General features: G+C 70.3%; 29 protein-coding genes. 16 read left to right on the top strand and 13 right to left on the bottom strand.

Features of this window, described 5'->3' with window-relative positions:
- Window positions 1–174: 174 nt before the first annotated feature.
- Window positions 175–567: a DUF4307 domain-containing protein gene (locus tag VFF97_RS03435; RefSeq protein WP_325032094.1), complete on the bottom strand. Its 393-nt coding sequence runs from the start codon at window positions 565–567 to the stop codon at window positions 175–177.
- Between the two features lie 66 nt (window positions 568–633).
- Between VFF97_RS03435 and VFF97_RS03430 the strand changes: the two genes are divergently transcribed.
- Complete coding sequence (locus VFF97_RS03430) at window positions 634–915, top strand: hypothetical protein (protein WP_325032093.1); 282 nt, start codon at window positions 634–636, stop codon at window positions 913–915.
- Window positions 916–939: 24 nt separating this feature from the next.
- Here the strand turns inward: VFF97_RS03430 and trhA are convergent, their stop codons facing one another.
- A complete protein-coding gene (gene trhA / locus VFF97_RS03425) occupies window positions 940–1677 on the bottom strand; it encodes a PAQR family membrane homeostasis protein TrhA (protein ID WP_325032092.1) in 738 nt (245 codons plus the stop codon).
- Window positions 1678–1788: 111 nt separating this feature from the next.
- On the opposite strand from trhA, the gene VFF97_RS03420 reads away from it, so the two are divergent.
- The 4 genes from VFF97_RS03420 to VFF97_RS03405 all read left to right on the top strand — a co-directional run bounded on the left by VFF97_RS03420 (window position 1789) and on the right by VFF97_RS03405 (window position 5980).
- Window positions 1789–2574 carry an isoprenyl transferase gene (locus VFF97_RS03420; protein ID WP_325032091.1) on the top strand — a complete coding sequence of 262 codons (786 nt, stop codon included), beginning with the start codon at window positions 1789–1791 and terminating at the stop codon, window positions 2572–2574.
- 93 nt (window positions 2575–2667) lie between these two features.
- Entirely contained in the window at window positions 2668–3789 is a 1122-nt protein-coding gene (locus tag VFF97_RS03415; RefSeq protein WP_325032090.1) for an aminotransferase class V-fold PLP-dependent enzyme, read from the top strand.
- A gap of 225 nt (window positions 3790–4014) precedes the next feature.
- Window positions 4015–5319 (top strand): PhoH family protein, encoded by a 1305-nt coding sequence (locus VFF97_RS03410; protein WP_414684217.1) that lies wholly within the window; start codon window positions 4015–4017, stop codon window positions 5317–5319.
- Between the two features lie 103 nt (window positions 5320–5422).
- Window positions 5423–5980: a hypothetical protein gene (locus tag VFF97_RS03405; protein ID WP_325032088.1), complete on the top strand. Its 558-nt coding sequence runs from the start codon at window positions 5423–5425 to the stop codon at window positions 5978–5980.
- A 125-nt stretch (window positions 5981–6105) separates the two neighbouring features.
- On the opposite strand, the gene VFF97_RS03400 is transcribed toward VFF97_RS03405, so the two are convergent.
- Genes VFF97_RS03400 through xseA form a run of 7 tightly spaced genes read right to left on the bottom strand, consistent with a single transcriptional unit; the run spans window position 6106 to window position 12641 of the window.
- Window positions 6106–6762, bottom strand: coding sequence for a response regulator transcription factor (locus tag VFF97_RS03400; RefSeq protein ID WP_325032087.1), 657 nt, complete (start codon window positions 6760–6762; stop codon window positions 6106–6108).
- Complete coding sequence (locus tag VFF97_RS03395; protein WP_325032086.1) at window positions 6759–8279, bottom strand: HAMP domain-containing sensor histidine kinase; 1521 nt, start codon at window positions 8277–8279, stop codon at window positions 6759–6761. The genes VFF97_RS03400 and VFF97_RS03395 overlap by 4 nt, the downstream gene beginning before the upstream one ends.
- A gap of 41 nt (window positions 8280–8320) precedes the next feature.
- Window positions 8321–9715 (bottom strand): class II fumarate hydratase, encoded by a 1395-nt coding sequence (locus tag VFF97_RS03390; RefSeq protein ID WP_325032085.1) that lies wholly within the window; start codon window positions 9713–9715, stop codon window positions 8321–8323.
- Window positions 9716–9734: 19 nt separating this feature from the next.
- Window positions 9735–10358 (bottom strand): carbonic anhydrase, encoded by a 624-nt coding sequence (locus tag VFF97_RS03385; protein ID WP_325032096.1) that lies wholly within the window; start codon window positions 10356–10358, stop codon window positions 9735–9737.
- A 38-nt stretch (window positions 10359–10396) separates the two neighbouring features.
- Window positions 10397–11038, bottom strand: coding sequence for a DUF4245 family protein (locus VFF97_RS03380; protein ID WP_325032084.1), 642 nt, complete (start codon window positions 11036–11038; stop codon window positions 10397–10399).
- Entirely contained in the window at window positions 11038–11277 is a 240-nt protein-coding gene (locus VFF97_RS03375) for an exodeoxyribonuclease VII small subunit (protein WP_325032083.1), read from the bottom strand. Before VFF97_RS03375 ends, VFF97_RS03380 begins: the two co-directional genes overlap by 1 nt.
- Window positions 11274–12641 (bottom strand): exodeoxyribonuclease VII large subunit, encoded by a 1368-nt coding sequence (xseA, locus tag VFF97_RS03370; RefSeq protein ID WP_325032082.1) that lies wholly within the window; start codon window positions 12639–12641, stop codon window positions 11274–11276. The genes VFF97_RS03375 and xseA overlap by 4 nt, the downstream gene beginning before the upstream one ends.
- Window positions 12642–12743: 102 nt before the next feature.
- Here xseA and VFF97_RS03365 point away from each other — a divergent pair, with 102 nt between their 5' ends.
- The 4 genes from VFF97_RS03365 to VFF97_RS03350 are packed head-to-tail and all read left to right on the top strand — an operon-like array spanning window position 12744 to window position 15624.
- On the top strand, window positions 12744–13784 hold the full coding sequence (locus VFF97_RS03365; RefSeq protein WP_325032095.1) for a 4-hydroxy-3-methylbut-2-enyl diphosphate reductase: 1041 nt from the start codon (window positions 12744–12746) through the stop codon (window positions 13782–13784).
- The gene (locus VFF97_RS03360; RefSeq protein ID WP_325032081.1) at window positions 13781–14347 is read left to right on the top strand and encodes a DUF6264 family protein; all 567 of its coding nucleotides are present in this window, start codon (window positions 13781–13783) and stop codon (window positions 14345–14347) included. Before VFF97_RS03365 ends, VFF97_RS03360 begins: the two co-directional genes overlap by 4 nt.
- A 48-nt stretch (window positions 14348–14395) precedes the next feature.
- Window positions 14396–14902 (top strand): sigma-70 family RNA polymerase sigma factor, encoded by a 507-nt coding sequence (locus tag VFF97_RS03355; protein WP_325032080.1) that lies wholly within the window; start codon window positions 14396–14398, stop codon window positions 14900–14902.
- The gene (locus VFF97_RS03350; protein WP_325032079.1) at window positions 14899–15624 is read left to right on the top strand and encodes a zf-HC2 domain-containing protein; all 726 of its coding nucleotides are present in this window, start codon (window positions 14899–14901) and stop codon (window positions 15622–15624) included. Before VFF97_RS03355 ends, VFF97_RS03350 begins: the two co-directional genes overlap by 4 nt.
- A gap of 77 nt (window positions 15625–15701) precedes the next feature.
- On the opposite strand, the gene fbaA is transcribed toward VFF97_RS03350, so the two are convergent.
- Window positions 15702–16733, bottom strand: a complete 1032-nt coding sequence (gene fbaA, locus VFF97_RS03345) for a class II fructose-bisphosphate aldolase (RefSeq protein ID WP_325032078.1) — start codon at window positions 16731–16733, stop codon at window positions 15702–15704.
- Between the two features lie 222 nt (window positions 16734–16955).
- Here fbaA and glpX point away from each other — a divergent pair, with 222 nt between their 5' ends.
- Window positions 16956–17945, top strand: a complete 990-nt coding sequence (gene glpX / locus VFF97_RS03340; protein ID WP_325032077.1) for a class II fructose-bisphosphatase — start codon at window positions 16956–16958, stop codon at window positions 17943–17945.
- A 148-nt stretch (window positions 17946–18093) separates the two neighbouring features.
- Window positions 18094–18303, top strand: a complete 210-nt coding sequence (locus tag VFF97_RS03335; RefSeq protein ID WP_325032076.1) for a UDP-N-acetylmuramyl pentapeptide phosphotransferase — start codon at window positions 18094–18096, stop codon at window positions 18301–18303.
- Between the two features lie 31 nt (window positions 18304–18334).
- Here VFF97_RS03335 and VFF97_RS03330 read toward each other — a convergent pair whose 3' ends face one another.
- Together VFF97_RS03330 and VFF97_RS03325 are read right to left on the bottom strand one after the other, a co-directional pair.
- Window positions 18335–19678, bottom strand: coding sequence for a DNA recombination protein RmuC (locus VFF97_RS03330; protein WP_325032075.1), 1344 nt, complete (start codon window positions 19676–19678; stop codon window positions 18335–18337).
- A gap of 59 nt (window positions 19679–19737) precedes the next feature.
- Window positions 19738–20397 (bottom strand): exonuclease domain-containing protein, encoded by a 660-nt coding sequence (locus VFF97_RS03325; protein WP_325032074.1) that lies wholly within the window; start codon window positions 20395–20397, stop codon window positions 19738–19740.
- Window positions 20398–20583: 186 nt separating this feature from the next.
- Here VFF97_RS03325 and VFF97_RS03320 point away from each other — a divergent pair, with 186 nt between their 5' ends.
- From VFF97_RS03320 to VFF97_RS03305, 4 genes are read left to right on the top strand one after another with little or no spacing between them, the layout of a single operon-like run.
- Window positions 20584–21333 (top strand): class I SAM-dependent methyltransferase, encoded by a 750-nt coding sequence (locus VFF97_RS03320; protein WP_325032073.1) that lies wholly within the window; start codon window positions 20584–20586, stop codon window positions 21331–21333.
- Window positions 21330–21962, top strand: a complete 633-nt coding sequence (locus tag VFF97_RS03315; protein ID WP_325032072.1) for a dihydrofolate reductase family protein — start codon at window positions 21330–21332, stop codon at window positions 21960–21962. The genes VFF97_RS03320 and VFF97_RS03315 overlap by 4 nt, the downstream gene beginning before the upstream one ends.
- Window positions 21955–22713, top strand: a complete 759-nt coding sequence (locus VFF97_RS03310) for a class I SAM-dependent methyltransferase (RefSeq protein ID WP_325032071.1) — start codon at window positions 21955–21957, stop codon at window positions 22711–22713. Before VFF97_RS03315 ends, VFF97_RS03310 begins: the two co-directional genes overlap by 8 nt.
- Entirely contained in the window at window positions 22710–23411 is a 702-nt protein-coding gene (locus VFF97_RS03305; protein ID WP_325032070.1) for an HAD family hydrolase, read from the top strand. Before VFF97_RS03310 ends, VFF97_RS03305 begins: the two co-directional genes overlap by 4 nt.
- Before the next feature lie 7 nt (window positions 23412–23418).
- Here VFF97_RS03305 and VFF97_RS03300 read toward each other — a convergent pair whose 3' ends face one another.
- Entirely contained in the window at window positions 23419–24051 is a 633-nt protein-coding gene (locus VFF97_RS03300) for a hypothetical protein (protein ID WP_325032069.1), read from the bottom strand.
- Between the two features lie 64 nt (window positions 24052–24115).
- On the opposite strand from VFF97_RS03300, the gene ychF reads away from it, so the two are divergent.
- The coding region (gene ychF / locus VFF97_RS03295) for a redox-regulated ATPase YchF (RefSeq protein WP_325032068.1) at window positions 24116–25084 on the top strand (969 nt) is incomplete at its 3' end.

Genomic DNA, 25084 nt, shown 5'->3' with positions numbered 1-25084 from the left:
CGACGGTCGACAGGTGCTCGAGCTCGGCGGCGAGGCGGTCGTAAGCATCCTGGGTGAGGAACGTCACCGGTGCGTCAGTGGACACGTCGGTCTCCTTCGTTCGGGGGGTGACGTCGATAAGCCAAACGCCCCGGCTCACGGGCCAGGGCGCGATCGACGTACGTTGATTCCAGGTTACGTCACCCAGCAGGCGTTGACCAAACCCGTCGTCGCCTGCGAGACCGTCGGGACGGTCTCGCTGAAGGCGCGCCCGGGCTCGTCGGATGCCTCGTACTCGACCACCTTCCACCCGACGATGCCGTGCTGCTCGTCCTGCGCCTCGATCGCGCACGCGATGGCGCGGCCGGTCGGCGCGGTGAGCTGGAAGTTCACGACGACGGAGTGCCGGTCGACGACGCGATACGCCGTCGTGCGCGCTTCGACGGTGTTGGCCGCGTTGGCGATCGCGATCCACGCGATGGCGGCCACGACGACGACCCCGAGCGCGATCGCGGCGACGATCGTCCACCGGCGGCGCGGGGACGGCGTGCGGCCGTAGCGGTCGTCGAGCACGTCCTGCGTCGTCATGGCTTCCCGTCGGAACTAGGCTGGACTTCAAGGCTATGCGCTCCCGCGCCGGAACGAGGACACACCATGATTCGACCGCTGGCCGCGCTCGCCGCGACCCCCGCTCCGACTGACCAGGTCGACCCCGACCTCGTCACGCCGGGGCCATGGGGCTTCGCGGTCATCGTGTTCATCACGATCGCGGTGATCCTGCTCGTGTGGGACATGATGCGCCGCATCCGCCGAGGCCGCGTCCGCGCCGACATCAACGAGCAGCTCGAGGCCGAGGAGCAGGCCGCCGCGGCGACGCGCGCGACCGAGGTCGACGACGAGTCGACGGATGCCGCGGGCGACGACCGCACGAGTTGAGCGGACGCCCCACCCGTCGCGCGGTCAGCCGGCGTGATACGCGGGATCGAGGGCGATGAGCAGGCACGCCGTCCAGTGGCACAGGAACGCCAGGACCGTGCACACGTGGAAGATCTCGTGGAAGCCGAAGTGGCCGGGCCACGGGTTGGGCTTCTTCATCGCGTACACGACCGCGCCGACGGTGTAGAGCACGCCGCCGACGATCACGAGGATCATCATCGCCGCGTTCGCCTCGAACAGGTCGACGATGTACATGACGGCGGCCCAGCCGAGCACGAGGTAGAGGGCGACGTAGAGCCAGCGCGGCGCGTCGAGCCAGAACACGCGGAAGAGGATCCCGAGGATCGCGCCGCCCCACACGAGCGACAGCAGGAGGATCGTCTTCTGCGTTGGGAGGGCGAGAACGGCGATCGGCGTGTAGGTGCCGGCGATCAGCAGCAGGATGTTCGCGTGGTCGATGCGCTTGAGGACCGCCTTGGTCGTGGGGCTCCAGTCGAAGCGGTGGTACAGCGCCGAGTTGCCGAACAGCAGGAGCGACGTCGCCATGAAGACCGCCGACGCCCACTTCGCGGGCCCGCCCTGCGCGAACACGATGAGCACGATCCCCGCGGCGATCGCGACGGGGAACGTGGCCGCGTGGATCCAGCCGCGCCATGTGGGGCGGATCTCGGGTCTCGCCGCATCGACGTCGGCGGCGTCCATGAGCGGGAGCACCGGAACCTCCGGGGCGGGTGGGATCACTCGGCGCTTGCGGCGGCTCATCTGTCAAGGCTAAAGCCACGTGCATGCCGGAGAGGGAACATACCGGGTGTCGTGTGTCGTGGGACCGGGTTCCAGCGTTCCTTCGCGGCGCGTGAGCGGTAGCGTAGGGGAGTGGCATCGACGAGGTCGAACGAAGGGCGAGGACCCCTCTACCGCCTCTACATCAACCGTCTGCGGCGAAGCCTGACGCCCGAGGTCGTGCCGCACCACGTCGCGATGATGATCGACGGCAACCGGCGCTGGGCGCGCCAGCTCGGGTACGAGTCCGCCGCGCACGGGCATCGGGCAGGAGCCGCGAAGATGCGGGAGTTCCTCGACTGGTGCGATGCCGTCGGAGTCAAGGTCGTGTCGCTGTACCTGCTGTCGAACGACAACCTCGCCAAGCGCGACTCCAAGGAGCTCTCCGACCTCATCGAGATCATCGCCGAGCTCGCCGAAGAGCTGTCACGCGGGACTGACCGCCGCGTGCAGCACGTCGGGCGCGCCGACCTCCTGCCCGAAGAGCTCGCCGCGGTGCTGAAGGCGGCGCAGGACCGCACGCGAGACAACACAGGCATGCACGTCAACCTCGCCGTCGGCTACGGCGGGCGCGGTGAGATCGTCGACGCCGTGCGCAGCATCATCGCGAAGCACGACGAGGACGGCGGGTCGCTCGAGGAGCTCGCGGCCAGCCTCACCCCCGAGCAGATCGGCGAGCACCTCTACACGGGCGGTCTTCCCGATCCCGACCTCGTCATCCGCACTTCCGGCGAGCAGCGGCTGAGCGATTTCCTGCTGTGGCAGAGTGCGCACAGCGAGTTCTATTTCGTGGAGGCGCTCGGGCCCGATCTGCGTGAAGTGGACTTCCTGCGAGCGATCCGCGACTACGCCGAGCGCGACCGTCGGTACGGCGGCTGACGCACGCCGAGAATCCGCGGGATTCCGGGCGATCCCGGTGTGCGAAACCCGAGGGGCATGCGCGCGACGCCCGCATGCCAGAATGTGTCCGTGATGGATCTGGAGTCCTATCAGGCCTCGTTCGACGGCGAGCCCGGGTATCTGGATTGGGCGCGGTTCGGGCCGCTGTCGCCGTCGGTGAGATCCGAGTCCCACGCTGACGCCGAACTCCTCGGCTCGGGCCGACGCACCGGCATCGACCTCGTCATGGAGCACGAGGCCGAGGCGCGCGAACTTCTCGCCGAACTGCTCGGCACCGACCCGTCGCACGTCACCCTCCAGCCGTCCACGACGTACGGCCTCATGCACGCGCTCTACGGCCTCGCCGAGGGCGGCGTCATGCTCGCGCGGCAGGACTTCCCGAGCATCACGGTGACGGCCGCACGGGCGGCGGATGCCTTCGGCAAGGCGCAGCTGCAGCGGCTCGACCCCGAGACCGGCTACGTCACGCCCGAGGTCGTCCGCGAAGCGCTCACCGACGACACGGCCGCCCTCGCGGTGAGCCTCGTCGACTACCGCACGGGCTACCGCGCCGACCTCACCGCGCTGCGTGAGGTGATCGGCGACCGGCTCTTCATCGTCGACGCGATCCAGGGGTTCGGCGTCGTCGACGCCGACTACGCCGCCGCCGACGTCGTGTGCGCGAACGGCTACAAGTGGCTGCGCGCGGGTCGAGGAACGGGCTTCGCGTGGTTCGGTGAGCGGGCCCTCCAGCGCATCGCACCGGTGCTGTCCGGGCATGCGGGGGCCGACGGCGAGCCCACGGCCGCCGGAGTGCCCCCGGCCGCGGCATCCGCGCGCGCCTTCACCATCAGCGCACCCGACCACCTCGCCGTGGCACGACTGGCCACCGCGCTCCGCGACGTGCGCGACGTCGGCGTCGACGTCATCGAGCGCGAGATCGCGGAGCGCACGAGGGACGTCCTCTTCTTCGCCGACCGGTATGAGATCCCCGTGATCACGCCCCGCGAGCCGGAGCACCGCGCGGGGATCGTGACGCTCGCACCCGCGGCTCAGGACGCCGCGCCGCTCGCGGCGTCGCTCGCGAACCACGGGCTGACCGTCACCGTGCGGGCGGGGCTCATCCGGGTCTCGCCGCATGTGGGCACCGGGGCCGACACGCTGCGGCTGTTCGGCGACGCGCTCGCGGCGTTCTCGTCCGCGCGCGTGTGGTGAGGAATCCGCCCGCGTGTCGCCGACCGGAACCGTCGCTCCGCCGACGTACGGTCAAGGCATCGGGTAGAGCACCCGATCGAGTCGGCCGGCAAGGATCGCGACTCGTGACTCAGACGGTCGACTCGTGACAGCCGGGTCTGCGAAGGCCCGGGGCAGGAGCGGGTTGTGACCTCACGAGCACCTCACCAGCAGCGGAACCGCCTCGACCAGGCGGAGCACGAGCCGATCGAACAGCAGGACGACCTGCGGACCTACGTGCTCGACACGTCGGTCCTGCTGAGCGACCCCCGCGCCCTCTTCCGCTTCGCGGAGCACAACGTCGTGATCCCCGTCGTGGTGATCTCGGAGCTCGAGGGCAAGCGTCACGACCCGGAGATCGGATACTTCGCGCGCCAGGCGCTGCGGTACCTCGACGAACTGCGCATCGAGCACGGGCGCCTCGACTTCCCGGTGCCCGTGGGCGAGGGCGGGACCCTGCGTGTCGAGCTCAACAACACCGACTCGTCGGTGCTGCCGTCCGGCATCCGTCTCGCCGACAACGACTCGCGGATTCTCGCCGTCGCGATGCACCTCGCCGCCGACGGCGGCGACGTCACGATCGTCTCGAAGGACCTCCCGATGCGCGTGAAGGCTGCGTCGCTGGGCATCACGGCCGAGGAGTACCTCGCCGAGCAGGCCGTCGACTCGGGCTGGACGGGCATCGCCACGATCGACATCTCGGGCGACGAGGTGAGCGACCTCTATGAGAGCGAGGTCGCCACGAGCGACGACGTGCGCGGGCTTCCGGTGAACACGGGCCTCATCATCCACTCCGAGCGCGGATCGGCACTCGGCCGCGTGACGGGCGACGGCGCGTACCGGCTCGTGCGCGGTGACCGCGAGGTCTTCGGGCTGCACGGGCGCTCTGCCGAGCAGCGCATCGCGATCGACCTTCTGCTGGATCCCGACGTCGGGATCGTGTCGCTCGGCGGCCGGGCCGGCACGGGCAAGTCGGCGCTCGCGCTCTGCGCGGGCCTGGAAGCCGTGCTGGAGCGGCAGGTGCAGAAGCGGGTCGTCGTGTTCCGGCCGCTGTTCGCGGTGGGCGGGCAGGAGCTCGGGTACCTCCCCGGCGACCAGCAGGAGAAGATGAACCCGTGGGCCCAGGCGGTCTTCGACACGCTCGGGTCGGTCGTGTCGGCGAACGTCATCGAGGAGGTCATCGCGCGCGGGCTGCTCGAGGTGCTTCCGCTCACGCACATCCGCGGCCGCTCGCTCCACGACGCGTTCGTGATCGTCGACGAGGCGCAGTCGCTCGAGCGGAATGTCCTGCTCACGGTGCTCAGTCGCATCGGCCAGAACTCGCGGGTCGTTCTGACCCACGACGTCGGCCAGCGCGACAATCTCCGCGTCGGCCGCCATGACGGCGTCGCGTCGGTGATCGAGACCTTGAAGGGGCACGAGCTGTTCGGTCACGTGACCCTTGTGCGGTCGGAGCGTTCGGCGATCGCCGCCCTCGTGACGGACCTCCTGGAGGGCGGCGAAGCCCTCTGAACGATGAGAGGAGTCTCATCGCAGTCTCCTTCTTGTCTCATGAGACTCTGCGAACATTGAAGGAGGACGGATACTCCGCGCCCTTCTGATCGGGGAGAAGGACATGCAGACCCAGACACGGTTCGTCGTCGGCGGCGCCATGAGCGTCGCGGCGAGCGTGGCTGTCGCCTGCGCTGTCGCGCTCACCCATTCCGCCGCCCTGGCCGACGAGGCAGGCGTGGCGATCGGGGAGGGGGCGATCGTCGTCCCGTCGCACGCGAACGCGACGCCGAAGCCGGTCGTGAGTCGCCCGGCTGCGCCGACGAGCACGCCCGTGACGGTGCCGGCTCCTGAGCCGCGTGACGTCACGGTCACGCCTCAGGCCGATCGCATCCCCGATGCGCAGCCCGAGGCGCCGAGCGCTTCCGACGAGGAGTCGCTCGTGCGCGAGGCCGAGCGAACGGGCTCGTGGGAGCGCGCGCGAGAGTGGGCTCGCGAGCGCGGATGGGACGAGGAGCGCGTGCGCGAGTTCATCGAGCGCCTGCGCGACCGCGGCGGAGACCGCTTCGGCCCACGTGACAAGGATTCCGCCGGAAACGGCGGGCGACCTGGTGACCGCCGCGACTGGTGGCCCGGATCGCGAGAGGATCAATCGCGCTATTCCCCAGACAGACGCGATTGACGGCCGGTGTTCCCCAGCCCCGGCCCTTCCCAGGCCCCCGGCGTTCCCCAGCGTCGGGGGCCTTCTCATGATCCGCGTGAGCCGCAGGCGAGACACCGCACGAGCACGCGCTCGCGCGCCATCCGTCATTCCCAGCGGTAGCCGACACCTCGCACGGTCGCGATGTGCTCGGGGCCGAGCTTGCCGCGCAGGTAGCGCACGTAGACGTCCACGACGTTCGAGCCCGGGTCGAAGTCCAGTCCCCACACGCGGCTGAGCAGCTGCTCGCGTGTGAGCACCTGGCCCGGATTGCGCAGGAACTGCTCGGCGAGCGAGAACTCCCGCGCGGACAGGTCGACCTCGCGGCCGCCCACCGTCGCGCGGCGCGCGAGGATGTCGAGGACGACGTCGCCGTGCGTGAGCGTGGTCGGCGGGGCGCCCGCGGTCTCGCGCAGTCGTGAGCGCACACGCGCGAGCAGCTCATCGAACGTGAACGGCTTCGACACGTAGTCGTTCGCGCCGGAGTCGAGCCCCTCCACGGTGTCTCGCGTGCTGGAGCGCGCCGTCAGCATGATGACGGGGATGATCGAGCCCTGGCCGCGAAGATTGCGCAGCACCTCGAACCCGTCCATCGTCGGCAGCCCGACGTCGAGCAGCACGAGATCGGCCTCGCCGCGCAGGATGACCTCGAGCGCCTCGGGACCGTCGTCGACGATGGTCGTCTGGTACCCCGCGGACTCCAGCCCGCGGCTCACGAACGCGGCGATCCGCGGCTCGTCCTCGACGATGAGGATCGTCGTCATCCGGATGCCTCCCTCTGCAGCACGACGTCGCCGGCTCGCACGGGCGCCGGAAGCTCGGCGGTCGGCAACGGCAGCCCGATCGTGAATGTAGCGCCGCCTCCGGGCGTGTCGGTGACGACGCACTGGCCGTTGTGCGCCTTCGTGATCGCATCGACGATCGCGAGCCCGAGTCCGGACCCGCCGACCGAGCGCTTGCCGTGGGCGCGGTCGAAACGGCGGAAGATGCGGTGCCGCGCCGCGGGCGGGATGCCCGGGCCGTGGTCGCGGACCCACAGCCTCGCCTCGGTGTCGTCGAGCGCGCTGCCGATCTCGATCGGCGACCCCTCGGGTGTGTACTTCGCCGCGTTGTCGGCGAGCTGGAGCCACGCCTGCAGGAGGCGGTCCTGGTCGCCCATGACGTGGCCCTCGGCGCACGCCTCGACCCGCCACTCGTGCCCCGGGATCACCGCGACGAGCTCTCCGATGCGGGCCGTGAGCGCGGCGAGGTCGACCTCCTTCATGTCGAAGGCATCGCCCTCGACGGCCGCGAGCAGGTCGATGTCCTCGACGAGCCGCGTCATGCGGTCGAGCTCGGCCATGCCGATCGCGCGCGTGCTCTCGACGTCGGCCACGTTGCGGGGGTCCATCATCTCGAGGTGCCCGCGCACGATCGTGATGGGCGTCTTGAGCTCGTGTCGCACGTCGTCGAGGAGCTGCCGCTGGACGTCGACGGAGCCTTCCAGGCGATCGAGCATCGAGTTCACCGTGCGCGTGAGGTCGGCGATGTCGTCGTTGCCCTGCGTGGGAAGCCGCGGAGACAGGTCGCTGATCGTGATGGCGTCGGCGGCGTCGCGGAGCTGCCGGATCGGAGAGAGCAGGCGTCCGGCGACGAACCAGCCCACGACGCCGACGGCCGCGAGCACCGCGATCGCCGCGATCCAGTACGTCATGATCGCGATCGTGACCGGCTGAAGCTCGGCGGCGAGGTCGACCGCGCGGATGTACACTCCCCGCGAGTCGTCGTTCTCCTTCTCCACCGGGATCGCGATGTACCGCAGCGAGCCCTCGTCGGTGACCGCCGTGCCCAGCACGCCGTCGCGGCTTCTCTGCGCCTCGGCGACGGCGCGCTCGATGAGCGTCTCGTTCTCCGAGATGTCGAACCCCGAGAGCGTCGTCGGCCGGAATCGCGCCTCGCCGTCGATGACGCCGAGGCCGCCCTCGTTCCGGGCGGGGACGAGGCGTCCGACCGCCGCCTTCATGAACTCCACGACGCTGTCGAACTCGTCGATGTCGATCGTATCGCGTGCGGTGGACGCGGATCCTTCCGACGCCTCGGCATCCGTGTCTTCGGTGTCGCCGCTGATGATCTTCAGTTGCTCGACCTGGGACCGCAGGCGGTTGTCGATCTCGTTGATCACGTTCTCGCGCTGCACGAGGAACGTCACGCTCCCGACGATCGCGAGTCCCACGCACGCGACCGCGAGGATCGCACCCAGGATCCGGGCACGAGCCGAGATCGGGCGGGGAGTGCGGCTCACCCCCTGATTATCGCGCCAGGGGGCCCACAGCGGCATCCGTTTCAGCCGGCGCGTGTCATCGACAGCAGATCGAGCTTCTGGTCGAGCTCCTCGAGGGTGATCTCGCCGCGCTCGACGTAGCCGAGGTCGATGACCGCCTCGCGGATGGTGATGCCGTTCGCGACGGCGTGCTTCGCGATCTTGGCCGCCGCCTCGTAGCCGATGACCTTGTTCAGCGGCGTCACGATCGACGGCGACATGCCCGCGTAGGCCGCCGCTCGCTCGACGTTCGCCTCGAGGCCGTCGATCGTCTTGTCGGCGAGGAGGCGGGACGCGTTCGCGAGCAGCTCGATCGACTCGAGGAGCGCGGTGCCCATGACCGGGATCGCCACGTTGAGCTCGAAGAGGCCGGATGCGCCGCCCCACGCGATCGTCGCGTCGTTGCCGATGACGCGCGCGCACACCATCAGCACGGCTTCGGGGACGACCGGGTTGACCTTGCCGGGCATGATCGAGGAGCCGGGCTGCAGGTCGGGGATGCGCAACTCGCCGAGACCCGTGTTCGGGCCCGAGCCCATCCAGCGCAGGTCGTTGTTGATCTTGGTGAGCGACACGGCGATCGTGCGCAGCGCGCCGGATGCCTCGACGAGCGCATCGCGGTTCGCCTGCGCTTCGAAGTGGTCCTTCGCCTCGGTGATGGGCAGCTCGGTGTCGGCGACGATGAACTCGAGCACCTTCTGCGGGAAGCCGAGCGGCGTGTTGATGCCCGTGCCGACGGCGGTGCCTCCGAGCGGGACCTCCGCGACGCGGGGGATCACCGCCTGCACGCGCTCGATGCCGAGCCGGATCTGGCGCGCGTACCCGCCGAACTCCTGGCCGAGCGTGACCGGCGTCGCGTCCATGAGGTGGGTGCGGCCGGACTTGACGACGTCCTTCCACTCGTCGGCCTTCTTCTCGAGCGACACCGCGAGGTGGTCGAGCGCCGGGATGAGGTCGTCGATGATCTCCTGCGTGACGGCGATGTGCACGGAGGTGGGGAACACGTCGTTGGACGACTGCGACGCGTTGACGTGGTCGTTCGGGTGGACGGTGCGGCCGAGGTCCTGGGTCGCGAGCGTCGCGAGGACCTCGTTCATGTTCATGTTCGACGACGTGCCGCTGCCGGTCTGGTAGACGTCGATCGGGAACTGGTCGGCGAACTCGCCCGCGATGATGCGGTCGGCTGCGCGGACGATCGCGTCGGCGATGTCGCCGTCGAGCGTGCCGAGCTCCTTGTTCGCCTGGGCCGCCGCCTTCTTGATGCGCGCGAGGGCGACGATCTGCGCCGGCTCGAGCGGGTCGCCCGAGATCGGGAAGTTCTCCACGGCACGCTGCGTCTGCGCGGCGTACAGGGCGTCCTTGGGCACGCGCACCTCGCCCATCGTGTCGTGCTCGATGCGGTACTCGATGTCGGTCACTTCGTCGTTCCTCCGGTGTTCAGGATGCGAGGGGCTCCGCGTCCGCGGGTCCCACGATGATGTCGGGCACCGCGGTGCCCTCTTCGAGTCGGTAGTTCGCCCCGACGATCGCGAGGCGGCCCTCGGCGATCGCGTCGCTGATGAGCTCGGACGAGTGGAGCAGTTCGGCGACCGTGTCGCGCAGGTGCTCGCGTCCGACGTGCTCGGCGTCGATGTGATCGACCGGCTGCCCCGCCTGCGACAGCTCGCGCTGCACGCGCCGTACGGCGGGCACGATCGGCGCGATGAGCCTCCAGATGTGCGGCGGGAGGGGCGCGGCATCCGGGTTCGTGCTCTCGATCGCCGCCGCAACCGCACCGCACTCGTCGTGGCCGAGCACGACGATGAGCGGTACCTCGAGCACCGCCACCGCGTACTCGAGACTGCCGACGACCGAGTCGGACACGACCTGGCCGGCATTGCGCACCACGAACAGGTCGCCCAGGCCCTTGTCGAAGATGATCTCGGCCGCCAGTCGCGAGTCGGCGCAGCCGAACAGCGCGGCGCGCGGCCGCTGGTGATGCGCGAGCTCGTGGCGACGGTCGACGTCCTGACGCGGATGCCGCGGCTCGCCGCTCACGAAGCGGGCGTTGCCGCGCCGCATCTCGTCCCACACCTTTCGCGGTGTCGGCTGCTCGTCGGTCACTCCGCGGCCTCCTGAAGCTCGTGCACCTGCCAGGAGACGGACTCGGCGGTCCGCTCGATGTCGGCCTCGGGCGCATTTCCGTAGACGAGCACGACGTCCGTGCCCGCCTGGGCGCTGAGCGCACTCGTCACGTTGCCGGCGGCATCCGGGTCGGGTATGTCGTACCGCGTCCACTCGACGCCGTCGAGTGTCACCGTTTCGTCGGCGTCGGCACCGCGCAGCACACGCGTGGTCCACGCAGGGTCTGCGTCGAATCCCTGAGCGACGCGCACGAAGCCCTGCTCCTCGCCCGGGACGTAGACGATCGTCCACGCACGGGTGGTGTCGCCGTCGACCTGCGCGAGATTCACCCGCCATTCGTCGGGAACGCGCGGCACGACGAGCGCCCGGCCCTCGTTCTCGGAGATGCGCTCCGCGACGGCCGCGACGTCGATGTCATCCTGGGGCGGTGGCGTGCCGCGCGGCACCGCGAAGATGACGACGAGCACGACGCCGAGCGTCACGATGAGAGCCGCGATGAGGTTGCGGACGTTCTGGCTCGACCGGTACGCGGCCGAGTGCGCGGCCTTGCGCTCGGCCGCCTCCTCGGGCGTCTCGGGGCGCCCGAGCTCGGCGACGATGCGCGTCTGCTTGGCCATCACGACCCCGTTCCCGGGCCCGTCTCGGCCGACGCGCGCGCGGCATCGAGCCGGCGCTTCGCTCCGACGAGCCACTCCTCGCAGCGAGCGGCGAGCGCCTCGCCGCGCTCCCACAGCGCGAGGGAGTGCTCGAGCGTGGGGGCACCCTGCTCGAGCTCGTGCACGACCCGCACGAGCTCGTCGCGGGCCTGCTCGAAGGAGAGCCCGGACACGTCGAGGTTCTCGTTCGGCGCGGTCATGCTTCCATCCTAGGTTCCCGCTCCGCGGCATCCGTCAGGGCGGTCTCGCCCTCGTCCTCCCGGACCGGGCCCTCGGAGCGGGCTGAGAACGACCCGCGGCCGACGCGCACAAGGACGGTCGACCCCGCGGGGGCCTGCTCGGCGTCGCGCACGATGTCGCCTTCGGTCAGGTGGGCGATCGCGTAGCCACGCGCAAGCGTCGCGGCGGGGGAGAGGGCCCGCAGCGTCGCGCGCAGCTCGGCGGTCGCCCGTGCCTCGTGCGACAGGCGGCGCTCGATGATCTCCCGGCCGCGCGACGTGTGCATCCACAGCTGCTGCGAACGGGAGTCGATCATCGACTCGGGCGAGCGCAGGACGGGACGCGAACGGAGCTGCTCGAGCTGCGCGATGTCGTGCGAGAGGCGCTGCGTGAGGCGCGTCGTCATGCGCGAACGCAGCTGCGCGACGAGGGCGCGCTGCTCGGCCACGTCGGGGACGACGCGCTTGGCGGCATCCGTCGGCGTCGACGCGCGCAGGTCGGCGACGTCGTCGAGCAGCGGGTGGTCGTTCTCGTGGCCGATCGCGCTCACGACGGGCGTATGCGCCGCGGCGACCGCGCGCACCAGCCGCTCGTCGCTGAAGCCGAGGAGGGTCTGCGGGTCGCCGCCGCCGCGCGCGATGATGATCACATCGACATCGGGGGCCGCGTCGAGCGCCTTGAGGGCCGCGATCGTCTCGGGCACGCAGCGATCGCCCTGCACGGCCGCGTACTTCGTTCGGAACGTGACCTGCGGCCAGCGCAGCTCGGCGTTGCGGCGCACATCCTTCTCGGCATCCGAGTTCTCGCCCGTGATGAGCCCGATGACGTGCGGCAGGAACGGGATCGGCTTCTTGCGCGCAGGATCGAAGAGCCCCTCGCTGCGGAGTTGGACGCGCAGCCGCTCGAGCCGCTCGAGCTGATCGCCCAGGCCCACGTGCCGCATCGATGACACCGCGAAGCTGAACGCGCCCGTCTTCGGGTAGTAGTCGGCCTTGACGCACGCGATCACGTGGTCGCCCACCTTGAGGTCGGCGGGAAGGCGCTGGCGCGTGCTCGACCAGATGCGGAACTGGATGGCCGCTTCGGTGCCGAGGTCTTTCAGGCCGCCGTAGACGGCGCCGCCGCGAACGTTCCACGACGTGATCTCGCCCTCGACCCACACCGAGCCCCACCCGTCGATGAAGGCGCGGATCGTCTCGTTGAGCCGCGAGACCGACGTCGGCGCCTGCGGAGTCGAATCGCGCGGGTGCACCGAGTCGGGCGGGGGCGCCTCGCCGGGAACCTGCTGCGCCGCGAACGCGGGGCCGCCGCGCCCGTTCGACCCGTGGGGCTGGGACGTCGTCATGCGATCCTCTCGGACGTGCGGGTGTTCGCGGGGGCGGGAGCGCTCGGCCGGTGCACAGGGCCCGCCACGTAGACTCGAGGGGTGACTTCTCAGGCCGTACGGATGCCCGTTCCCCGCGTTCCGCGGCGGCGGGAGCGCCTCAAGGATATCCCGGTGGCCGGTCGCAAGCGGGTGCTGCTTGCCTCTCCCCGGGGATACTGCGCCGGTGTCGATCGCGCCGTCATCGCTGTGGAGAAGGCGTTGGAGCGGTTCGGCTCACCGGTCTACGTGCGCAAGCAGATCGTGCACAACATCCATGTGGTGACCGAGCTCGAGGCCAAGGGCGCGATCTTCGTCGAGGAGGTCGACGAGGTCCCGGAGGGCGCCCACGTCGTGTTCAGCGCGCACGGCGTCTCGCCCGCGGTCGTGGCCGCGGCATCCGATCGCGGGCTTCAGGCCATCGACGCCACGTGCCCGCTCGTGACCAAGGTCCACCGCGAGGCGGTGCGCTTCGCGCGCGACGACCACCAGATCCTCCTGATCGGCCACCTCGGCCATGAAGAGGTCGAGGGCACGGCCGGTGAGGCGCCCGACCATGTGACGATCGTGAACTCGCCTGACGAGGCCGACACCGTCGAGGTGCGCGATCCTTCGAAGGTCGTGTGGCTGTCGCAGACGACGCTTTCGGTCGACGAGACGATGGAGACGGTGCGACGCCTGCGCACCCGCTTCCCGCAGCTTCAGGACCCGCCGTCGGACGACATCTGCTACGCGACCCAGAACCGCCAGGTCGCGATCAAGAAGGTCGCGCGCGAGGCGGATCTCGTCATCGTCGTGGGTTCGGCGAACTCGTCGAACAGCGTGCGGCTCGTCGAGGTCGCGCTCGAGAACGGCGCCAAGGCCGCGTACCGCGTGGACTACGCCGACGAGGTGCAGCAGGAGTGGCTCGACGGCGTCGAGACGGTCGGCGTGACCAGCGGCGCCTCCGTGCCCGAGGTGCTCGTGCAGGAGGTGCTCGCCGAGCTCGCGGGCGCCGGCTACGCCGACGTCGAAGAGGTGCGCACCGCCGAGGAGGACCTCATCTTCTCGCTGCCCAAGGAACTCCGCCAGGACCAGTCGGGCCGCCGCGACGAGCGCGCGCTCGGCGGACGGAGCCGCTCGTGACCGACGCCTCGCGCCGAGACGAGCGTCCGCGTCCGCAGTACGGCGAGTACGCGACGCCCGAGGAGCAGCGCGCGCACATCCGCGATCCGCAGGCCGCGTGGGTGTATTCGCCCGGCGCGGATGCCGTCGCCCCGCCGGCTGCGCCGAGCGTCGCTGCCCGCGTCGATCCGCAGGGTCCTGTGCTGCGCCCGCATCCGGCCGACCGCATCGCGACGATCGCCCTCCTCGTCTACGGCGCGATCAACGTCGTGCTCACCGCGATCTCGTTCCTCGACCTGCCGGCGGTCGCCGAGCGCGCGATGCGGATCATGGGCATCCCGGGCGACTTCACGAACGTCGACTCCGCTCGGTCGTGGGGCCTCATCGCCGCGATCGTGCTCGTCGTGGGCTACATCGTGACGGCCCTGCTCGCCGTCCGAAGGCTCCGCAGCGGCCGCCTGGCGTGGTGGATCCCGCTCGTCGGCGCCGTCGTCACATTCGCGGTCGTGTACGTGTGCATCGCGATCCCGCTGCTGGGCGACCCCGCGTTCTCGCAGTACATCTCGAACCCTCCGACGGGCTGAACCGATCCGGGCGCCGTCTCGTGAACTCAACGAGGAGGAGGTGACCGGATGCCGCCCGACGACGCCGCCCGCCTCACGGCGCTCTTCGAGGCCCACGCCAAGCCGGTGTGGCGCTACGTGGTGCACCTGACGGGCGATCGCGCGGGTGCCGACGACATCGTGCAGGAGACGCTGCTTCGTGCGTGGCGCACGCCCCGGATCCTCGAGCAGGATCCGTCGACGACCCGCGCGTGGATGATCACGGTCGCGCGTCACCTCGTGATCGACGAGGCCCGGAGCGCGCGTCGGCGGCATGAGCGCATCGTCGCCGAGGTGCCCGACGGCGAGCGGCAGGACGACACCGACGCGCTGTTCGAGACGCTCCTCATCGAGGAGGCGCTCGCCGCGCTCAGCGCCGAGCATCGCGCGGTCATCGTCAAGGCGTACTACGGCGGCATGAGCGTCGCCCAGACCGCCGCCGCACTCGACATCCCGCAGGGGACTGTCAAGTCGAGGCTCCACTACGGCCTGCGCGCGTTGCGCCTCGCGCTCCAGGAGAGGGGGGTGACCCGATGAACCCCGATCACGCGATCTTCGCCGAGTGGGACGCCGCGTACGTGCTGGGCGCCCTCTCGGCGGCGGATCGCCGCGCCTACGAGGCGCACCTCGACGAGTGCGCGACCTGCCGCCGGGCCATCGCCGAGCTGACGCCCACGGTCGGCCTCCTGTCGCGCATCGCGCCCGAGCGCGCCGAGCGCATCCACGAGGGCGAGAACGAGAGAGACGCGGATGCCGCCGAGGGCCGCGGCCTCGACGCCGACGCCGTGCGCGCGGGCATCGCGTCGCTGACGCGTGCCCGGCGCCGACGCCGACGCACGTGGTGGGCGGTCGGCGTCGCCGCGGCGCTCGCGCTCGTGGTCGGCATCGGTGTGCCGATCGCGATCTCGTCGTTCACGCCGCGACCCACCGCCGAGTTCGTGCTGGAGGACGTCGCGGGAGTGCCGATCGAGGCATCCGTGCGCCTGACGTCGGTCGCCTGGGGAACGCGCATAGACCTCGAATGCAGCTACCCGGAGTCGGATGCCGGCGATGCGCCCGCCGACGGGTGGGTGTACGTGCTCGCCGTCGTCGGCGCGGACGGCACCGACGAGCCGGTGTCGACGTGGCGCGCGGGTCCGGGATCATCGGCGCGGCTCTCGGCCGGGACGGCGATGGACCTCGACGCGATCAGCGCGATCGAGGTGCGCGCGGCGGACGGGACGGTGCTCATGCGCTACGACGACGTCGCGGTGCGCTGACGTCCTGAGCGGGCGCGTCGAAACGCGGATGCCGCGGCCCGTCCGGTGGACGAAGGCCGCGGCATCCGTTGAGTCGGTCAGGCCGCCAGGCTCTTGCCGTGCGATCCGAGCTGCTGCGTCGCCTCGACGACGCGCGCGGCCATCGCCGATTCGGCGATCTTGCCCCACGCGCGCGGGTCGTAGGCCTTCTTGTTGCCGACCTCGCCGTCGACCTTGAGCACGCCGTCGTAGTTCTGGAACATGAAGCCGGCGACGGAGCGCGTGAACGCGTACTGCGTGTCGGTGTCGATGTTCATCTTGACGACGCCATGCGAGACGGCCGTCGCGATCTCTTCGTCGGACGAGCCGCTGCCGCCGTGGAAGACGAGGTCGAGAGGCTTGGGGCCGGTGCCGAAGCGCTCGGCGATGCCCTGCTGGATCTCGCCGAGCAGCTCGGGACGCAGCTTGACGTTGCCGGGCTTGTAGACGCCGTGCACGTTGCCGAAGGTGAGCGCCGAGATGTAGCGGCCGTTCTCACCGAGGCCGAGCGCCTCGACCGCCTTCGTGACGTCGGCGACCGTCGTGTACAGCGCGTCGTTCGAGCCCTCGTGCTTGATGCCGTCCTCTTCACCCCCGACGACGCCGACCTCGATCTCCAGGATCGCGTTGATGTTGCGCATGCGGGGGAGGAGGTCCTTCGCGACCTGGATGTTCTCGTCGAGCGGCACGGCCGAGCCGTCCCACATGTGCGACTGGAACAGCGGGCCGCGGCCGGCCTTGATCTCTTCCTCGGAGGCCTCGATCAGCGGCAGCACGAAGGTCGGCAGCGCCTCCTTCGGGCAGTGGTCTGTGTGCAGGGCGACCGTGATGGGGTACGACTTGGCGACCTCGGTGGCGAACTTCGCGAACGCGATCGCACCGGTCGCGCGGGCCTTGACGGTGTGACCCGCGAAGTAGTCGGCGCCGCCCGTCGACACCTGGAGGATGCCGTCCGACCCGGCCTCGGTGAGCCCCTGCAGCACGGCGTTGATGGTCTGCGAGCTCGAGACGTTGATCGCGGGGTACGCGAAGCCGCCGGCCTTCGCGCGGTCCAGCATGTCGGCGTACTGCTCGGGGGTGGCGACGGGCATGTGTTGCTCCTTGCTTGTCGTGCGCGCGGGGGTTCGGCGCACGGTCGTTTCGGCCTGCACGGTCACTCTAGCGAAGCGCCTTCGGCGAGGCGGATGCGGTGGCCCACCGCGCGCGCGAAAGCGGACGCTCGTTCTGCCGCCCGTGAAAGAAACCGAATTCCTTCGCGCTCGAATGACGATAAGCACGTGGGTTCGCGACATCCGGAGATTAGGCTGACGCATATGGTGAGCCTGACCGCCGACATGAGTCCGCTTCGTCCCGATCGCAACCTCGCACTCGAGTTGGTGCGCGCCACGGAGGCCGCGGCGATCCGCTCCGTGCCGTGGATCGGCCGCGGCGAGAAGGAGAAGGCGGACGGTGCGGCGGTCGACGCGATGCGCGCGTTCTTCACGACCGTGGACTTCGACGGCCGCATCGTGATCGGCGAGGGCGAGAAGGACGAGGCGCCCATGCTCTTCAACGGCGAGAAGGTCGGCACAGGGCGCGGCCCCAAGTGCGACGTCGCCGTCGATCCGATCGACGGCACATCGCTCACAGCGGCCGGACGCAACAACGCCCTCTCGGTCATCGCGGTCTCGGACCACGACACGATGCTCGACGCGTCGAGCGTCTTCTACATGGACAAGCTCGTCACGGGGCCTGCGGGAGTCGGGGTCGTCGACATCCGGCTGCCCATCGGCGAGAACATCCGCCGGCTCGCGAAGGCGCTCGGCAAGCCGGTCGACGAGATCGTCGTGTCGGTGCTGAACCGGCCGCGTCACGATCAGCTCATCCGCGAGATCCGCGAGGCGGGCGCGGGCACGCGCCTCATGACCGACGGCGACGTCGCGGGCGGCATCAACGCGGCTCGTCACGACGCGCGCACCGACATGTGCGTCGGCATCGGCGGCAGCCCCGAGGGGATCGTCACCGCGTGCGCGATCAAGGCGCTCGGCGGTCACATCCAGGGTCGGCTGTGGCCGCGCGACGACGATGAGCGCCAGCGCGGCATCGACGCAGGGCTCAAGATGGACGGCTACGTGTACGAGGCCGACGAGCTCGTGCGAGGCTCGAACACGATCTTCGTCGCGACGGGAGTCACCGACGGACAGCTCGTCGCGGGCGTGCGTCGCGAGGGTGACTACGTCTACACCGAGAGTGTCGTGCTGCGCGGCGCATCCGGCACGCTGCGGCGCATCTCATCGGAGCACCTCACGTCGAAGTGGCTGTGACCTGCGCGCATCGGAACGATTCGACCGTGACCGCTTCGTGATCGGTTCGTGACGCCGGCATGCGCCGGATGTCCAGATTCGTCTGGCAAAATCGAACGAGTCGTCGGCGTCGACGCAGTCCGTTTCCGCAGACTGGAGGAGTTAGACGATGACCGCACCGGTGAGCGAGCCCAAGCCGCAGACCGGCGCCCACGCTGTCGTGGCGAACGCCATCGATCCGGCACGTCGCCCTGACGTGCTGCTGCGCGTGCGGCGCGAAGAGGGTCACGAGCTCTCGCCGTGGTGGATGATCGGCGCCTTCGTCGTCATCTCGGGTGCCGTGATCGCGCTCATGAGCCTCATCCCAGGCGGCGTCTGACCCGCAGGTGTGCGCGCACGTGTCCTCGGCCTCACGGGCCGATGCGGTGGCGCACCTCTCCGACGTCGGCCCCGATCGCGGGCGCGTCGAGCACGGGCGGTTCCTCCAGCGCCGGCGGCTCTTCGAGCACCGGCGCTTCGTCGTCGATCGCGAGGCCCTCGAGCAGCTCGGGCGCGGTGAGCCGGCGCGGCGACTTGTCGATCGTCTCGGGTGCCGCGAGGGCGTCGAGCTTCGTCTCGTCGATCCCGGGGAATCGGCGCGCGCTCACGAACACCCGCGATTCGAGGGATCCCGCGAGCTTGTTGTAACTGTCGATCGTGCGCTCGATCGCCCGGCGCAGGTCGTCGGTGTGACCTGCGAGGCTCCCGAGCCGCTGGTACAGCTCGTTGCCGAGGTCGAACAGTCGGCGAGCCTCCTGCGACACGTCCTGCTGCGTCCACGCGTAGGCGACCGTCTTCAGCACGGCCCACAGGTTGACGGGCGACGCGAGGGCGACGCGCTTGCCGAACGCGTAGTCGAGGAGCGCCGGATCCTCTTCGAGCGCGGCTGCGAGCAGCGACTCGCTCGGCACGAAGCACACGACGAACTCGGGGCTCGATGACAGCCCCTGCCAATAGCTCTTCTTCGCGAGAGAGTCGACGTGGGCGCGGACGGCCCTCACGTGCCGCTCGAGCAGCGCGCGGCGACGGGCCGCCTCGGCGCCGACGGCCGTGAACGGGATCGCACTCGCCTCGAGGTACGCGTCGAGCGGGACCTTCGCGTCGACGGCGATCGCCTTGTCGCCGGGGAGGCGGATCACCATGTCGGGGCGACCGGCCCCGGCATCCGTCTTCACCGTCGTCTGCAGGTCGAAGTCGACGTACCGTGTGAGTCCCGCCGCCTCGACGACACGCCGGAGCTGCGTCTCGCCCCACACGCCTCGCGTCGCGCCCGACCGCAGCGCGCTCGCGAGCGACTCGGTGGTCGCGCGCAGAGCCTCGTCGGATTCGTGTGCGCGTCGCAGCTGCTCGGCGAGCGTGCCGAACTGGGCGTGGCGCTCGCGCTCGAGCTCGTCGACCTTGAGCTGCATCGTCTGCAGCGTCTCGTGCACGGGTGCGAGCGCGCGCAGTACGGCCTGCTCGCGCCGCTCGCGCTCTTCGCGCGCAACCTGGTCGGACCGGGTCTGCGCAGCCAGCTCGCGGTAGAGGAGCTGCTGGTGCTCGAGCTGCGCCTGGATGCCCGCCCGTGCCGCCTCGGCGGCGGCGAGTCGTGCGCGCAGATCGGCGTGCTCGCGTGCGGAGCGCGCGGCGGCGCGCGCGAGCCCGGCCGCCCACCCGGCGAGGGCGCCGGCGGCGAGACACGCGATCACGATCGCGACGATGACGAGTGCGTCCATGCGAACAGGATGACGGGGCCCTCCGACATCGCAGTCGCACGACGCCGCGCGCCGGCGCGTCAGGCGAACTCGAAGAGCGTCTGCTGCTCCCACCGGAGGAGCTCGACAGGCGTGGCCTCCGGCGCGACCGGCGTCTTCTCGGCGGGCTCGGGCACGGCGATCCGCGCGACGCCGATGCGTGCGAGCTCGGCGAGCGACCGGATGTCTCGTGCGCCGACTCGCCGCGCGGCGTCGATCATGATGTGGGCGCACGCGAGAGCGTCGGCGGCGGCGTCATGGTGCGCGAATTCGGCGAAGCCGGCCTCGGCGGCCACGGACGGGAGCCGATACGACTCGAGGCGGTACACGCGCCGCGCGAGCTGGAGGCTGCACACGTATTCGTACGGCGGGCAGTCGTCGCCCGTCACCTCGCAGGCGCGCCGGATCACGGTCATGTCGAAGCCCGCGTTGTGCGCGACGAGCACGTCCGACCCGCAGAACTCGCGGAGGTCGGCGAGCTGCTCGCTCCAGGTCTTCGCGCCGACGACGTCTTCGGCCGTCAGCCCGTGGATGCGCGTGTTGAGCTCGAAGAACTGGTCGTGCGGGAACGGCGGCTGGATGAGCCAACCCTTCGTCTCCACGACTTCGCCGCCGCGCACCCGGGCGAGGCCCACCGCGCACGCCGACGCACTGCTGGAGTTCGCCGTCTCGAAGTCGATCGCGGTGAAGTCCAGTGGCACCTGTTCAGCATCACCCGCACCTCCGACGTCCGGCGGCAGGCACGCCGGACGACCGACGTGTGCGCAACTCCGGAGAAGACGGAGGCAGCCGCCCGCGCCGCCGCGCAGCGACGGGGTGCGCGCCCGGCGGTCGGCGCGGAACTCCGGAGAACCGCGCGTGTCGGGGCGGGGTCGTAGGGTCGAGGCATGGCCACCCGCGAAGAGATGTCGAGGTCGTTCGGGTCCGCGGCATCCGTCTATGAATCAGGACGACCCGAGTACCCGGCCGACGCGGTCGCGTGGCTGCTCGCCCCCGCCCGCCGCGACGGGCACAGTCTGCGCGTCGCCGATGTCGGCGCCGGCACGGGAAAGCTGACGCGCGCGGTCGTCGAGGCGGGCGCCGAGGTCGTCGCGATCGATCCGGATGCCGAGATGCTCGGCGTGCTGCGCGACAACGTGCGTCGGGTGCCGACGTTCGTCGGGACGGCCGAGAGTCTTCCGCTGCCTGACGCGTCGCTCGACGCGGTCGTGCTGGGGCAGGCGTGGCACTGGGTGGACCCCGTGCCCGCGTCGGCCGAGGTCGCGCGCGTGCTGCGTCCCGGTGGCGTGCTCGGCCTCATCTGGAATGTGCGCGACGACGACGAGCCATGGGTGCGGCGTCTCACCGGGATCATGCACGGCAGTCGCGCCGAGGAGATGATCGCGGAAGGCGGCCCGACGGTCGCCGCGCCGTTCACGGGGCTCGAGGAGCAATCGTGGCACTGGTCGCGCCCGATGACGCGCGACGCGCTCTTCGACATGGCGCGGTCGCGCAGCTACATCATCACCGCGCCGCCCGACGAGCGGGAGCGCATAGAGGCGGGGCTCGCCGAGCTCTTCGACGAGCTCGGGGCGGTGGGCGACGCGACCGTCGACCTGCCGTACGTCACGCGGGCGTACCGGGCGGTGCGACCATGAGCTCGCGCACGCTGACCGTCTGCAACTTCGTCACGGTCGACGGCCGCTACGAAGACGACACCCACGACATCGTCTCGTTCTTCGAGCACCAGCACCCCGACTACCGCGGCGCCGACACGTTCGACCACTACACGACGAGTCTCCTGCGCGAGTCCGACACGCTCCTGCTGTCGGGTCGGCGCTCCTTCCTCGGCAACATGAGGTACTGGAGCGGAGTCCGCGAATCGGCGGATGCCACGGCCATCCGCCGCGAGTTCGCAGACCTGATCCTCGCGGTCGAGAAGGTCGTCGTCTCCGACACCGTGGCCGAGGCGGACATCTCGCCGTACGCGAACACCCGCATCGTGCGCCTCGCCGACGCCCGGCGCGAGGTGGCCGCGATGAAGCAGACGGAGGGGCGCGGGATCCTCGTGCTTCTCGGCCGGCTCCTGTGGAACGACCTCATGGAGGCGGGGCTCGTCGACGAGCTGCACCTCGTGACGTTCCCGCTCATCGCGGGTCGCGGGGTTCCGCTGTTCGACACGAGACCGCCCGTCGCGCTCAAGCTGCTCGAGACCCGCGCGTGGGAGGAGTCGGGGAACGTCCTCATGCGGTGGCGCGTCGACCCCGTGGCGAGTCGCGATGAGTGATCCCGCGGCATCCTTCGACTCGGTGGCTGCCGAGTACGACGCAGCGCGTCCTTCGTATCCGATCGAGTCGGTGAACTGGCTCGTGGGCGACGACGCCGAGGTCGTCGTCGACGTGGGCGCCGGCACGGGCAAGTTCACGCGTTTGCTGGAGCGCCCGGGGCGCCGTGTGATCGCGGTCGAGCCGTCGGCGAGCATGCTCGCCGAACTGCAGCGGGCCCTTCCGCACGTCGAGGCGATGGCGGGGTCGGGGGAGCGGATGCCGCTGCCTCCGGCATCCGTCGATGTCGTCACGTTCGCTCAGGCGTGGCACTGGGTCGATGCGGATGCGGCATCCGCCGAGGCCGCGCGCGTGCTCCGACCCGGCGGGCGGCTGGGACTCGTGTGGAACCTTCGCGACGAGCGGAGCCCGTGGGTGCGCGACCTCGGCGCCGCGATGCGGGCCGACGGCGACCACTTCCGCGGCGAGGTGGAGGATCCGGCGATGGGCGACGCGTTCGAGGCGGTCGAGCGCCACTTCGCGGAGTGGGTGCGGCGGACGACGAAGGACGAGATCGTCGCCGACGTGCGGTCGCGCAGCTACTTCCCGCTCTTGTCGCCCGACGAGCGGGCGCACGTGGTGCGGGCGGTGGCGGATGTGCTCGAGCTGCCCGGGGTGTCGGATCGCGACGGCATAGTGGAGGTGCCGTACGTCACGGCGTCCTTCCGGTACACGTCTCGCCGACGGGCCGATCCGACAGAGGAGAGCGAATGATCCGCGGAGTCTGCTTCGACCTCGACGGCACCCTGTTGCGCGACGACCACATGGACGATGTGCTCGTGCGTGTGGCCGCCGGTGTGGCCGAGCGGCACGGGCTGACGGCTGCCGACGTGGATGCCGTGCATCGTCGCGCGTGGACCGAGCAGTGGGACGAGATCGGAGACGAGTGGATGGTCGGTCGCGTCCCGACCGACGTCGTCATGGCAGGGGTCTGGCGCCGAGCGCTGTCGCAATTCGACGTCGACGACCTCGACGACGCCGCGAAGGACGCTGCACAACTGCAGTGGAGGATCGAGACCGCCGCGTGGACGCTGTACCCCGAGGCGGTCGACGTGCTCGCGGAGTGCCGCCGGCGCGGCATCCGCACCTCGATCATCACCAACGGTCCGAGCGATCTGCAGCGCGCGAAGCTCGACGCGGTGGAGCTCACGCCCCACTTCGACGCGATCCTCGTGTCGGGCGAGGTGGGGGCGCAGAAGCCCGATCCGGCGATCTTCGCGGCCGCGGTGTCGGGCATGGGCGTCGCGGGCGACGAAGCCATCCATATCGGCGACAACCAGCACGCCGACGTCGGCGGCGCACGCGCGTCGGGTTTGACGGCCGTGTGGATCGACCGGCGCGGCGCCGACCTCGAGAGCGAGCCGCACCACATCGTGACCGATCTGCGCGGGCTGGTGGAGCTGCTCGGCTGAGCGAGCCCTACTGCGGGTCGGCCGTGCGCGGGTCGAACACGAACCTCGTCGCCTCCGGCCCGCCGAACTCGATGGAGACCGGATGCGGCTTCGCCGGTCGTCCCGTCGGGAGCCAGCCGCGCCCCGGCCGGGTCAGGATGAGGGTGCGTCCCTTCTCTCCGACGAAGCCGAGGCTGTCGACCTCGTCGATCCCGCCGGCCCAGAGCGCAAACCCGACCTCTTCGAGTTGACGCAGCAGCTGGTGCCGATCGCCGACGAGGCCGAGCTCTGAGAATCCGATGAGCTCGTCCGCGTCGAACGGCCCGGAGCGCCCGTTCTCTTCGAATCCGCGGTGGGCGATGAGCTCGACGATGTTGCCCGCCGGGTCGTGGAAGTACGCGGCGCGCGCATCCCAGAACGCGAAGTCGAGGACGTCGCCCAGCAGCTCGACCCGGCCTCGCGCCCACTCGAGCGCCGCGTCGAAGCGGTCACCTGGCACGAGCAGGGCGAAGTGATAGAAGGCTCCGCCGTCTTCGAGCCGGAAAGTGAGTCGCGTCTCGCCGATGACGATCGCGTTGCCGTCGAGCGGGAGTGCGAGTCGACCACCGTAGAACTCGCGGAGGTCGAGGGGTGCTGCGAGAGTCACGTGAGCGAACCGCATCCGGCCAGCCTAGGCGTCGTCGGGGCGCGGGGCTCCGTCGCGCCCCCACGTAGACTGGATGCCCGTGGCTCTCACCATCGGAATCGTCGGACTGCCCAACGTCGGCAAGTCCACCCTCTTCAACGCCCTGACCAAGAATCAGGTGCTCGCGGCGAACTACCCGTTCGCGACCATCGAGCCCAACATCGGGGTGGTGAGCCTGCCCGACCCGCGGCTGAACAAGCTGGCCGAGATCTTCGGCAGTGAGCGGATCCTCCCCGCCACCGTGTCTTTCGTCGACATCGCCGGCATCGTGCGCGGCGCGAGCGAGGGGGAGGGGCTGGGCAACCAGTTCCTCGCGAACATCCGTGAGGCGGATGCCATCGCCCAGGTCGTGCGCGGTTTCGACGACGACGACGTGGTGCACGTCGAGGGGGCGGTGAACCCCAAGGGCGACATGGAGACGATCAACGCCGAGCTGCAGCTCGCCGACCTCCAGACGCTCGAAAAGGCGATCCCGCGTTTCGAGAAGGACGTCAAGGGCAAGAAGATCGACCCGGCCGTGCTCTCGACCGCCCTCGCCGCGCAGGAGGCTCTCCAGCGCGGGCAGCTGCTGTCGGCATCCGGTCTCGACCTCGCTCCGATCAAGGAGCTCGGCCTGCTCACGGCCAAGCCGTTCATCTTCGTCTTCAACGTCGACGAGAGCGTGCTGACGGATGCCGCGAAGAAGGCGGCCCTCGCAGAGCTCGTCGCTCCCGCGCAGGCCGTGTTCCTCGACGCGAAGATCGAGTCCGAGCTCATCGACCTCGACCCCGAGGACGCCGCCGAGCTGCTCGCGTCGACGGGTCAGGAGGAGTCGGGTCTCGACCAGCTCGCGCGCATCGGCTTCGACACGCTCGGGCTGCAGACGTATCTCACCGCCGGGCCCAAGGAGGCTCGCGCGTGGACGATCGGCAAGGGCTGGAAGGCTCCGCAAGCGGCGGGGGTCATCCACACCGACTTCGAGAAGGGCTTCATCAAAGCCGAGGTCATCTCGTTCGACGACCTCGTCGAG

The organism is Microbacterium sp. (assembly GCF_035687345.1).
GTDB lineage: Bacteria > Actinomycetota > Actinomycetes > Actinomycetales > Microbacteriaceae > Microbacterium.
The sequence above is the reverse complement of the archived record's forward strand: the minus strand, read 5'-3'. Positions and strand labels throughout refer to the sequence as shown.